At 71.4% G+C, this 10946-nt stretch carries 10 protein-coding genes and 2 tRNA genes; 8 read left to right on the top strand and 4 right to left on the bottom strand.

The annotated features are described in order from the left end of the window. Positions 1-7 precede the first annotated feature (7 nt). The 5 genes from B7P34_RS33140 (at position 8) to B7P34_RS33120 (ending at position 2927) form a co-directional block, all read left to right on the top strand. Positions 8-81: transfer RNA gene (locus tag B7P34_RS33140), tRNA-Lys, on the top strand. Positions 82-220: 139 nt separating this feature from the next. Then, the gene (locus B7P34_RS33135; RefSeq protein ID WP_223268482.1) at positions 221-670 is read left to right on the top strand and encodes a hypothetical protein; all 450 of its coding nucleotides are present in this window, start codon (positions 221-223) and stop codon (positions 668-670) included. A gap of 87 nt (positions 671-757) precedes the next feature. After that, complete coding sequence (locus B7P34_RS33130) at positions 758-1186, top strand: hypothetical protein (protein ID WP_146167000.1); 429 nt, start codon at positions 758-760, stop codon at positions 1184-1186. A 76-nt stretch (positions 1187-1262) separates the two neighbouring features. Next, positions 1263-2081, top strand: a complete 819-nt coding sequence (locus B7P34_RS33125; protein ID WP_106681873.1) for a DsbA family protein — start codon at positions 1263-1265, stop codon at positions 2079-2081. A gap of 9 nt (positions 2082-2090) precedes the next feature. Continuing rightward, entirely contained in the window at positions 2091-2927 is an 837-nt protein-coding gene (locus B7P34_RS33120) for a cytochrome c biogenesis CcdA family protein (protein ID WP_106681872.1), read from the top strand. Between the two features lie 109 nt (positions 2928-3036). Here B7P34_RS33120 and B7P34_RS33115 read toward each other — a convergent pair whose 3' ends face one another. Both B7P34_RS33115 and B7P34_RS33110 read right to left on the bottom strand, forming a co-directional pair. Further along, positions 3037-3627, bottom strand: a complete 591-nt coding sequence (locus tag B7P34_RS33115; RefSeq protein WP_106681871.1) for a lytic polysaccharide monooxygenase auxiliary activity family 9 protein — start codon at positions 3625-3627, stop codon at positions 3037-3039. A 313-nt stretch (positions 3628-3940) separates the two neighbouring features. After that, positions 3941-4450 carry a C40 family peptidase gene (locus B7P34_RS33110; RefSeq protein ID WP_106681870.1) on the bottom strand — a complete coding sequence of 170 codons (510 nt, stop codon included), beginning with the start codon at positions 4448-4450 and terminating at the stop codon, positions 3941-3943. A gap of 164 nt (positions 4451-4614) precedes the next feature. Here B7P34_RS33110 and B7P34_RS33105 point away from each other — a divergent pair. From B7P34_RS33105 to B7P34_RS33095, 3 genes are all read left to right on the top strand, one after another. Next, positions 4615-4688 (top strand) — tRNA-Lys (locus B7P34_RS33105). Positions 4689-4993: 305 nt separating this feature from the next. Further along, positions 4994-6844 carry a glycosyltransferase family 2 protein gene (locus B7P34_RS33100; RefSeq protein ID WP_106681869.1) on the top strand — a complete coding sequence of 617 codons (1851 nt, stop codon included), beginning with the start codon at positions 4994-4996 and terminating at the stop codon, positions 6842-6844. Continuing rightward, complete coding sequence (locus B7P34_RS33095; RefSeq protein ID WP_106681868.1) at positions 6841-8796, top strand: kelch motif-containing protein; 1956 nt, start codon at positions 6841-6843, stop codon at positions 8794-8796. Before B7P34_RS33100 ends, B7P34_RS33095 begins: the two co-directional genes overlap by 4 nt. A gap of 63 nt (positions 8797-8859) precedes the next feature. On the opposite strand, the gene B7P34_RS33090 is transcribed toward B7P34_RS33095, so the two are convergent. Both B7P34_RS33090 and B7P34_RS33085 read right to left on the bottom strand, forming a co-directional pair. After that, positions 8860-9915 carry a glycoside hydrolase family 6 protein gene (locus tag B7P34_RS33090; RefSeq protein ID WP_106681867.1) on the bottom strand — a complete coding sequence of 352 codons (1056 nt, stop codon included), beginning with the start codon at positions 9913-9915 and terminating at the stop codon, positions 8860-8862. A 151-nt stretch (positions 9916-10066) separates the two neighbouring features. After that, a partial coding sequence (locus tag B7P34_RS33085) for a class F sortase (protein WP_223268481.1) occupies positions 10067-10946 on the bottom strand: 880 nt, incomplete at its 5' end.

Raw genomic sequence — 10946 nt, 5'->3', positions numbered from 1 at the left:
TCAGCAGGCGCCGCTAGCTCAGTTGGTTAGAGCAGCTGACTCTTAATCAGCGGGTCCGGGGTTCGAGTCCCTGGCGGCGCACAGACAGGCGAAGGCCCTCACCGCAAGGTGGGGGCCTTCGTCGTGCTCCCCTCGCGGGCATTCCCGATGACTTATGTCATCGGGGACCTGTGATCGTCGGATCTGCCCGCCGGAACGCCCGGACGACAGAGTTATGGGCATGGACACGATGACGCTCGCCCCCGCCGCCCCCGCCTCAGCCGAGGCCGCCGAGACCGCCTCCACCGAGGAGATCAAGCCGCTGCCGGCCTGGTTCTTCGTCTTCGAGGGCGTGGCGTCCGCCGCCTACGACCTCTTCCAGGCCGACCACCGGTTCCTGTGGGCACTGGGCGCCCTGTTCGTGGTCAACCTCGTCGTGTCCCTGACCGTCCTGCGCTCGCGGCTGCGCCTGGCCAAGCGCATGTGGCGCGGCAAGAGCACCCGCAAGGTGGCCCTCGGCCTGCTCGCCCTGCGGCTCGGCTCCCACCTGGCCCTCGTCCTGGCCGGCTGCACCGTGGTCTCGGTCGCGGGCCACCTCGCCTTCGCCCTCGTGATGTCCGCCACGACCGTCTCCCTGCTCTGGTACGCCCAGCGGGTCTCGCTGCGCGCGCTCGCGGCGGAAGGCGTCTGAGCAGGCCCGTACGAGCAGGGCCGTACGAGCAGGGCCCGTAGCATGGAGGCCGTCCGTCCGTTCGCCGCGCACCGGGAGAGGAGCACCGTGACCAGCACGACCAGGAATCACCGGTCGGCGGCCGCGGCCGTGCTCCTGCTCCTCCTCGCGGTCCTCTTCGGGCCGGTCCCGGGCGGCGCGCAGCCGTACGCCGCGGTCACGGCCGCCCCGTCCGCCGCTGTCGCCGCCTCCGCGTCCGCCGCCTCCGCACGTCACGCGGACCCGGCGTCCGCGCCCGCCGCGGAGCCCGTACGGGCCCGGGCCCTCCCGGACACCGGCCCCAGCTGCCGGCAGCAGGACGTCCCGCTGAAGGATGCCGAGACCGCCGTCGCCTCCGGGCACGCCGATCCCGTCACCGCGCCGGGCACCGCCCGCGCCTCGCTCCCCCGGGCCACCGCGCCCCGGGTGACCGCGCCGCGCGCGCCGCCCGCCCCCGTCGCGGGCTGCGCCGAGCTGCTCCCCGTCCTACGGATCTAGATCCGCTCCTCACGGCCCCGCCGGGCCGTGCTTCGGCATATCCGGATTCCGTACGTTCCAGGGAGCTTCCTCCTTTATGTCTGCCAGTTCTGCCCGCTCCTCGAAGACCAAGAAGACCAAGAAGACCACGGCCAAGGGCAAGGCCCCGGCCAAGGCCACCGTCTCCCTCCCCCGCCGCATCGCCGCCCTCGGTGCGATCCTCGCGCTCGTCGCCGCCGTCGTCGCCGTCGGCATGGCCATCGGCAAGAGCGGCAGCGGCTCCGGCAAGCGCGGGCCCGCCGCGGCCGGCGACGCCTCCGCCGACCCGATGCAGGGCGCGTACGACCGCGCCGAGCAGGCCACCAGCCGCCGCAAGGACGGCGACCCGCTCGCGCTGGGCCGCAAGGACGCGCCGGTCGTGCTCGTGGAGTACGCCGACTACCAGTGCTCGTACTGCGGCAAGTTCACCCGCGACAGCCAGCCCGAGCTGATCAAGAAGTACGTGGACCAGGGCGTGCTCCGGATCGAGTTCCGCAACTTCCCGATCTTCGGCAAGGACTCCGAGCGCGCCGCCCGCGCCTCCTGGGCGGCCGGGCAGCAGGGGAAGTTCTGGCAGTTCCACGACGAGGTCTACGCGAAGCTGCGCAAGGGTGACGCGCTCGCCGAGGACAAGCTCGCCGACATGGCCGGCAAGGCCGGCGTGACCGACATCGACCGCTTCCGCTCGGACCTGAACGGGTCGGCTTCCGAGGAAGCCGTCAAGAAGGACCAGGAGGAGGGGTACGGCCTCGGTGTGAGCTCCACCCCGTCCTTCCTCGTCGGCGGCCGCCCCATCGCCGGTGCCCAGCCGATGGCCGCCTTCGACGAGGCCATCGCGCAGGCCCGGGCCGCCGCCGCGAAGAAGAGCGAGAAGTAAGGGGCCGGCGTGACCGACATCGGCTACCTCGCCGCGTTCCTCGGCGGCGCCCTCGCTCTGGTCAGCCCGTGCAGCGCGCTGCTGCTGCCGGCCTTCTTCGCATACTCCCTCGCGAGCCCCGGCCGGCTGCTCGCCCGCACCGGCGTCTTCTACGTGGGCCTCGCGACCACGCTCGTCCCGCTCGGCGTGGCCTCCACCGCGGCCAGCCGGCTCTTCAACGGCCACCGCGACCTGCTGGTGACCGCCGGCGGCTGGATCGTGATCGCCATGGGCGCCGCCCAGATCCTGGGCCTCGGCTTCGCCTCGAAGAGGGCCCAGGCGGCGGCCGGGCGGATCACGCCGCGCTCGGCGGCGTCGACGTTCCTGCTGGGCTGCGTGTACGGGCTGGCCGGGTTCTGCGCCGGGCCGATCCTCGGCGCGGTCCTCACCGTGACGGCCGTCAACGGCAACCCCGTCTACGGCGGATCCATGCTCGCCGTCTACGCCCTCGGGATGGCGCTGCCGCTGTTCGTGCTGGCGGTCTTCTGGGACCGCTTCCGGCTCGGCGGCCGGCGCTGGCTGCGCGGGCGCGAGCTGCGGCTCGGCCGGCTGCGGCTGCACACGACGTCGCTGGTCTCGGGGCTGTTCTTCATCGGCATCGGGGTGCTCTTCCTCGCCTACGACGGGACCACGGGGCTGCCCGGGCTCCTGGACGCCGACCAGGAGTTCCGCCTGGAGGAACTGGCCTCCCGGGTGGGCAACGCGGTCCCGGACTACGCCTTGCTGGCGGGGCTGGCGCTGGTAGTCGCGGGCGTCCTGGCCCGCATCGCCCTCCGGCCGGGGAAGGACGACTCCGGGGAGGAGTAGGAAGGGCCCCGGCCCGTACGGCGCCGCAATACGGATGGCGCCTCCCCGGGGTGGGGCCGGGGAGGCGCCGGGAAGCTCCGGCGTCCGTGGCGGCCTTCGGACGAGGCCGTCAGAACTGGACGTCGGAGCAGGCGTAGAACGCGTTGCCGGTGTCCGCGATGGTCCACACCGCGAGCACGAGCTGCTTGCCGGTCCGGCCGGAGGGAAGCGTGCCCTCGTGGGAGACGGTGGCGTCGGGCACCCGGCCGTTGTAGGGGACGGTCAGGAACGGCTGGGGTTCGAGGTCGGCCCGGGTGAGCGGCCGGTTCGGGTCGTAGGTGGGCCTGGTGAGGTAGTAGCGGAAGTCGGTCGTGGCGTGGCGCGCGGTGAGCCGCCACCGGAACGTGTAGCGCTGGCCGGAGCTGACCTTCGTGGCGGGCCACTGACCGCCCCGCGGATCGTCGAGCTCCGCGAAGCGGCTGTTGCCGCCGGCACAGATCGTGCCGTCGGCGGGCCCGCGGGCCGGGAAGCCCTTGGAACCCTCGACGCTCTGCGGCTCCCACTGGATCTCGCCGCAGTCCTCGACGGTGCCGTTGGCGCAGTACACCTGCCGGCTGGTGGGGGTGTCGGTGTAGCCGTGGCTGCTCGCGCTGCCGGTGGCGAGCAGGGACGTGCCGGCGATGCCGAGGCCGATGATCGCCGCACTGATCTTTTTGCGCATGCCTTTGCTCCTCGGAGAACGTGGGGGGTTCTGTGAGCCGAGTGAAATGCGGTCTAGACCAAGGCGGAGGCTAGTACCGGCCGTTTGGCATGTCTAGGCCAATGGACGCAACGATCCGGTCGCGTCCCGTACGGAACGGCTTCACCTCCGCTCCACCGGGACCGCCGCTGCCCTGCGCCCATGCCCCCGCGAAGGCCGTGTCCCGGCCTCCGGTCATTCGCTCTTCAAGGAGGCACTCTTGACGCAGTTCGTCAGGTGCCCGGGAAGGCGCCGCCCCCGAGGGTCCCCCTATGTCCCGTGGTCGCCCGCAGGCTCACCCCACCCGCCCGTAGAGGTTCGGCCTGTAGCGGGAGAAGGCCGAGACACGGACCTTGAAACCGGGGCGCGGCGCCTCGATGTAGCGCTCGCCGCCCAGATAGACGGCCACGTGGTGGACGCCGGAGGCCCGCCCGTTGCCGGACCAGAAGACGAGGTCTCCGCGGCGCAGGGAGCGCCGCGGGATGCGCTTCGTCGCGCGGTACTGGTCGGCCGCGATGCGCGGCAGCCGTACGCCCGCGCGACGGTAGGCCTGCTGGACGAGTCCGGAGCAGTCCCAGCGGCGGGGGCCGGCGCCGCCGATGGCGAAGGGGTCACCCAGATGGGCCATGGCATAGCGGATGGCCGGTTCCAGACGGTCGCCGAGGGGCCGGACCGCCGGGAGGACGGTCCGCGGGCCGCCGCGGCCCGGCGCGGAAAGGGGTGCGGCCGCCGCGGGGCCCGCGCCGGGCCCGGCCAGCACGGCCGCCCACACGGCCGCCACGACCGCGCCGCGTATGTGCACCACGCCCGCTGCACCTTTCCCCGGGCCCCCGGCCCGGCGTCCCGCCAGTACTCGGGCACAGCCTTCCAGCGGTCCGGGAGAACCGCACGCCGGGGCGTCCGGGCAGGTGACGGGGCGGGTGGTCGGGAGCACCCCTCGGGATCGGGTAGAGTTTTCTCTGTCAGCAGGCGCCGCTAGCTCAGTTGGTTAGAGCAGCTGACTCTTAATCAGCGGGTCCGGGGTTCGAGTCCCTGGCGGCGCACGCGAGTCTCAAGGCTCCTCACTATCAGTGAGGAGCCTTGAGTCATTTTCCGGTCAATGACATGTCCCATCACGGCAGGTCGCACCACTTTGCCCGGTAAACACCTTGTTTCACCCTTGCGATCATGGCCCGGCGTCCGAGATCCTGAACGGACAGCGATGACCCAACATCACTGAGTGACCATTGAGTTGAGTTGGGTGGCGCCGGGGGGGCCGGTGCTCTTGGGGTCCGTGCGGCCGTGGGGGGCCGGACGAGACCCGCGATCTGACACACGCAGTCAGCATGCGTGCGGGGGGAAATGACACATGACGTCCACTCCTGCCGACGCCCGGCGGCAGCTTCACGACCCGAGGGCGGCGGCGAGACCACTCACATCCGTCCGCCAGGGAACGATCCCGCAGCAACCCGGCCATGGCGGACCGACGCCGCCGCCCTCGCGCCCGCCGAGAGCCCGGCCCCGGTTCGACTACGAGCACTACAGCCGGCTGGCCGGCCCGCTCACCCAGCCCGACCCTGACCGCCCGTACCGGGTGCGCTACCGCAGCCTGCTCGCCGAGGAGACGCACCGCGTCCTCGGCGCGGCGCTCCTCGGCGCCGCCCCCGTCGTCTCGGTCGGCCTGCTGATCTGGCTGATGCAGCCCGCGCACTGGACGCAGCGCGACCACGCCACCCCGCTGATGCGGGTGCTGGATACGGTGATGCTGGTGTCGATCGGCCTCATCGAGCTCTTCCGCACGCTGAACGTCGCCTCGAACGCCCACGCCACCCTCGTCGCCCGCGACCCCGTCCCGGTCGTGCCCGAGACCGGCACCAAGGTCGCTTTCCTCACCTCGTTCGTGCCCGGCAAGGAGCCGCTCGAGATGGTCACGCGGACGCTGGAGGCGGCCGTCCGGCTGCGCCACCGCGGCCCGCTCGACGTCTGGCTGCTCGACGAGGGCGACGACCCCGCCGTCAAGGCCGTCTGCCGGCGGCTCGGCGTGCGCCACTTCTCCCGCAAGGGCGTCGAGAAGTGGAATCAGCCGAAGGGCGCGTTCCGCGCGAAGACCAAACACGGGAACTACAACTCCTGGCTGGACGCCCACGGCGATGCGTACGACTTCTTCGCCTCGGTCGACACCGACCACGTCCCCCTGCCCAACTTCCTGGAACGCATGCTCGGGTACTTCCGCGACCCCGATATCGCGTTTGTCGTTGGTCCTCAGGTCTACGGGAACTACGATGCGGCCGTGACCAAGGCCGCAGAAAGCCAGCAGTTCCTTTTCCACGCCCTGATCCAACGCGCCGGCAACCGCTACGGCGCACCCATGTTCGTCGGCACCAACAATGCCGTCCGCATCAGCGCGCTGAAGGGAATCGGCGGCCTCTACGACTCGATCACGGAGGACATGGCCACCGGCTTCGAACTGCACCGTCACCGCAATCCCGCGACCGGCCGGAAGTGGCGCTCGGTCTACACCCCGGACGTCCTCGCGGTCGGCGAGGGCCCCAATGCCTGGACGGACTTCTTCACCCAGCAGCTGCGCTGGTCCCGCGGCACCTACGAGACCATTCTCAAGCAGTTCTGGAAAGGGCCCTGGTCGCTCTCCCCGGGCAAATTCCTCAATTACAGCCTGCTGGTCATCTATTATCCGATGACCGCACTCAACTGGATGCTCGGCGCGCTCAGCTGCGCCCTCTTCCTCGGCCTCGGCGCCTCCGGAATCCAGATCAATTCCGAGGTGTGGATGATGCTCTACAGCGATGCGGCCGCCCTGCAGATCGGCCTCTACATCTGGAACCGCCGGCACAATGTCTCGCCGCACGAGCCCGAGGGCTCGGGCGGGCTGGCCGGCATGGTGATGTCCGCGCTCTCCGCCCCGGTCTACGCCCGCTCGCTGATGGACGCCGTGCTGCGCCGCAAGAGCCGTTTCGTGGTCACGCCCAAGGGCGATTCCGCCAGCCCCGACACCCTCTTCGGGACCTTCCGCATCCACCTGTTCTTCCTGGCGGTCTTCGGCGGTTCGCTGGTGGCCTCCTTCTGGCTCGGCCACACGCACGTCGCGATGCGCACGTGGGCGACGCTGGCCCTCGCGATCACCGTCGCCCCGATCGTGGCGTGGTGGTGGACCGCGCATCGCGCCAAGAGAGCCGTGCGAGCCGTGGAGGCCACCCGATGAACTTCCGGCACTACCGTGTCAGCCGCCGCACCCGCCGCTTCGCGGTGGGGTCGGCGGTGGTGCTCGCCCTGGCGGGCATGAACGGGCCGGCCATCTGGGGCTACGCCTCCCACCAGTACCACGACTACAAGATCAATCAGCCGGAGTACAAGGAGCGCAACGGCCACTGGTCGGTGGTCGACGTCCCCGAGCGGTACCGGATCAACACGATCCACGCGGCCCTGCTGCACACGGGGAAGGTGCTCCTCGTCGCCGGCTCCGGCAACAACGCCGCCAACTTCCGCGCGAAGACCTTCCGCACGGTCCTGTGGGATCCCGTGGAGAACACGTACAAGGACATTCCCACCCCGAAGGACCTGTTCTGCGCGGGTCACACCCAACTGCCCGACGGCCGCCTCCTGGTCGCCGGCGGCACACAGCGGTACGAGAAGCTGGACGGGGACGTCACCAAGGCCGGCGGCCTGATGGTGGTGCACAACGAGGACCCGGACAAGCCGATGACGCTGCCCGCGGGCACCCGCTTCACCGGCCGCAAGAACGGCAAGACCTTCGAGGCGAAGGACGCGGTGCTCGTCCCCCGCGCCAAGAAGGAGCAGAACAAGGAGACCCGCAAGGTCACCGTCACGGTCTCCACCGCCCGCGTCTACGTGGAGGCGCTGCACAAGGGGCACGAGTTCGAGACCGGCCTCACCGACAACTACCGGGTCGAGGGTCTCTCCGGCAAGGACGCCCAGAACGTCTACGGCATCGCCAACAAACTCTCCTTCGACAAGAAGGACTTCCAGGGCATCAAGGACTCCTTCGAGTTCGACCCGGTCGCCGAGCGCTACGTCACGGTCGACCCGATGAACGAGGCCCGCTGGTATCCGACGCTGACCACCCTGCAGGACGGCAGGGTCCTCTCGGTCTCCGGCCTCGACGAGATCGGCCAGGTCGTCCCGGGGAAGAACGAGGTCTACGACCCGAAGACCAAGAAGTGGACCTACCTGCCCAGGGAGCGCTTCTTCCCGACCTATCCCGCCCTCTTCCTCACCGACAAGGGCCGGATCTTCTACACCGGCTCCAACGCGGGCTACGGCCCGGCGGACAAGGGCCGCGTGCCCGGCCTGTGGGACCTGACGACCAACGAGTTCACCGAAGTGCCCGGCATGAGCGACCCGGACGTCCTGGAGACCTCGATGTCCGTCCTGCTGCCCCCCGCCCAGGACCAGCGGTACATGGTCCTCGGCGGCGGCGGGGTCGGCGAGGACGACAAGGCCACGGCCAGGACCCGCATCGTCGACCTGCACGCCGACCGGCCGCGCTTCCGCGACGGGCCCGACCTCTACGCCAAGGCCCGCTATCCCAGCAGCGTCATCCTCCCGGACGACACGGTGCTGACCACCAACGGCTCGGGCGACTACCGCGGCCGCAGCGACTCCAACGTCCTCAAGGCCGAGATCTACGACCCCGCCGACAACACCCGGCACGCGGTGGCCGATCCGCTGGTGGGCCGCAACTACCACTCGGGGGCGCTGCTGCTGCCCGACGGCCGGGTGATGACCTTCGGCTCCGACTCGCTCTTCGGCGACAGGGCCAACACCAAGCCGGGCGTCTTCCAGCAGCAGATCGACCTCTACACGCCGCCGTACCTCTACCAGAAGGGGCGGCCCGAGCTGAAGGACACCGAGCCCCGGACGGTGGCCCTGGGCGGCACCGCCACGTACCGCACGGACCGCCCGCAGGACATCACCAAGGCGCGCCTCATCAGGCCGGGGTCGTTCACGCACGTCACCAACGTGGAACAGCGGTCGATCGCCCTGGAGTTCAGCCGCACGGCGGACGGGCTCACGGTCACGCTGCCGAAGGACCCGTCGCTGGTGCCCCCGGGGTGGTACATGCTCAACGTCGTCGACGGCCGGGGCGTGCCCTCGCCGGCGGTGTGGGTGAAGGTGCCCGTGGCGAAGTCGTAGCGCCTGCCCTCGAAGCCGTAGCGCCTGCCGGCGGGCACGGGCCGGCCTCCCGCGGAGGCCGGCTCAGTGGGCGTTCCGCGCCAGGTCCAGCGCGTAGGTCTCCCACCACTTGCCGGCGCCCGGGCCGCCCTTGCACGTGCCGTCGGACTCGCCCGGGCGCTTCACCCACAGGTACGCGTCGACCTTGGAGTCGCCGGTGCGGGTGGTGGGCGGGGCGCCGAGGGCGCGGCCCGCGGGGTTGCACCACGCCTTCTCGTGGCTGGGGGCGTTCAGCGGGCCGTTGCCGTTGCGGCTGGTGTCGATGACGAAGTGCTTGCCGCCCAGCAGGCCGGACAGCCGGTGCCCGTAGTCCTTGTTGGCCTTGGTGGTCTGGAAGTTGGAGACGTTCAGCGCGAAGCCGTCGGCCTGGTCGATGCCGGCCCGGCGCAGCGGATCCGCCATCCGGTCGGGCGGATTGACCCAGCTGGGATTGCCCGCGTCGAGGTAGACCTTGGTGTGCGGGAGGGCCTTGAGGCGGCCCACGGCCTCCTTGAGGAGCGCGAACCGCTCCTCGTGGTACTGGTGCGGGGTGCAGCCGTCCGAGACGTGGGGCACGGCGTCGGGCTCCAGGATCACCGTCGCGCCGCGGTTGCCGATGCCCCGGACGGCGCCGTCCAGCCAGCCGCGGTAGGCGTTGCCGTCGGAGGCGCCGCCCTGCGAGTACTGGCCGCAGTCGCGGTGGGGGATGTTGTAGAGCACGAGGACGGCGATGCGGTCGGCCGCGGCGGCGGCCTCGGTGAAGCCCCGGGTCTGCCCCTCGGGGTCGTCGGGGCCGATCCACTCGGCGACGGGCTGCGCCGCGATCTTGCTGAGGAGCTGGGCCTGAGCCTGGCCGCTCCGGCCGCCCCTGCGGAGCTCGGAGGCGCGCTTGGCCGCGATGGACTCGGGGTTGACCCAGAAGGGCACCCGCGCCTTGGGCTGCTGCGCGGGTGCCTGCGGCGGCGGGGCTTCCTTGGGGGATGTGGCGGAGGACGAGGGGGAGGAACAGCCGGCGAGCAGCATCAGCGCGCCGACGGCGGCCCCGGCGGTGCCCAGAACCGCGCGCGCCCTGCGGGCACGGCCCGTGTGACTGCCGTACATCCATTCCCCCTCGGGTGCATTCCTGCAGGGGTGTCCCCACGCCCCCACGGGACATGACCGGTCCCTGCAATGCTGGCACACCTGAGAGCGGGACCGTGTGTGATCTGTGGATGACGGGGAGTCAATTCGCCCGGCTGGAGCACTCATACGCTCATCTCCGTCCGGATCCGGCCAACCTGCCCGGCTCGTTCGGCTTGTTCGGCTTGTTCGGCACGGTCGTTCCGGTCGCTCCGGCTGTTCCGGCCGTTCCGGTCGCTCCGGCAGTTCCGGTCGCTCCGGTCGCTCCGGTCAGGTAGGCGGAGACGACGACGTTCGCGCTGTACGAGCGCCGGGCGCGGTCGAAGTCGCCGCCGCAGGTGATCAGGCGCAGTTCGGCGCGCTTTCCGTCGCGCGGCCCGTAGGCCTTGGCGGGGTCGAAGCGTTCTTTGGTGAAGACGGAGACGTCCTCGACGGTGAACTCGGCGGTGGTGCCGTCCGCGCGGCCGACGGCGACGGTGTCGCCCGGCTTGAGGCTGCCGAGGTCGTAGAAGACGGCGGGCGCGTTGTCGGTGTCGACGTGACCGACGAGGACGGCGGCGCCGGGCGCGCCGGGCTGCGGGCCGCGGCGGTACCAGCCGACGGTGCCGGCCCGGTCGTACGGGGGCGGGTCGACGGCGCCCGCCGGGTCCAGCCCCCTGGCCTCGACGGGGGCGTCCACGCCCAGGGCCTTGACGGTGAGGGAGCGGGGCGGGGCCGGGGGCAGGGGCGGGCGGGCCGGGGGCAGCGGGTCGGCGAGCGGGCGGCCGGCCGCGGCGACGTCCCCGGCGGTGGGGGTGACGGAGGGCCCGTGCCCTTCGGTGATCTCGCGTCCCCACAGCCACAGGCCGACCAGCAGGGCGACCCACACCACGCCCGTCAGGAGCCGGCCGCGGCCGCGGGAGGGTTCGTTCGGGGCGGGCTCGGGTGAGAGGGGTGGGGCGGGTTCGGACATGGCCTGGAGTCGCTTTCCCTCACTGCTGCCCGGAGGACTGCCGGGCAGCCGCTTCGGTCCG

The sequence above is a fragment of the Streptosporangium nondiastaticum genome (genome assembly GCF_003011965.1).
GTDB lineage: Bacteria > Actinomycetota > Actinomycetes > Streptomycetales > Streptomycetaceae > Streptomyces > Streptomyces nondiastaticus.
This window is presented reverse-complemented; position numbering and strand designations above follow the sequence as displayed.

Coding starts and splice junctions, on each gene's coding strand:
- B7P34_RS33090 (WP_106681867.1), bottom strand. CDS start 9,915: ATGTACGGCAGTCACACGGGCCGTGCCCGCAGGGCGCGCGCGGTTCTG.
- B7P34_RS33135 (WP_223268482.1), top strand. CDS start 221: ATGGACACGATGACGCTCGCCCCCGCCGCCCCCGCCTCAGCCGAGGCC.
- B7P34_RS33100 (WP_106681869.1), top strand. CDS start 4,994: ATGACGTCCACTCCTGCCGACGCCCGGCGGCAGCTTCACGACCCGAGG.
- B7P34_RS33095 (WP_106681868.1), top strand. CDS start 6,841: ATGAACTTCCGGCACTACCGTGTCAGCCGCCGCACCCGCCGCTTCGCG.
- B7P34_RS33115 (WP_106681871.1), bottom strand. CDS start 3,627: ATGCGCAAAAAGATCAGTGCGGCGATCATCGGCCTCGGCATCGCCGGC.
- B7P34_RS33125 (WP_106681873.1), top strand. CDS start 1,263: ATGTCTGCCAGTTCTGCCCGCTCCTCGAAGACCAAGAAGACCAAGAAG.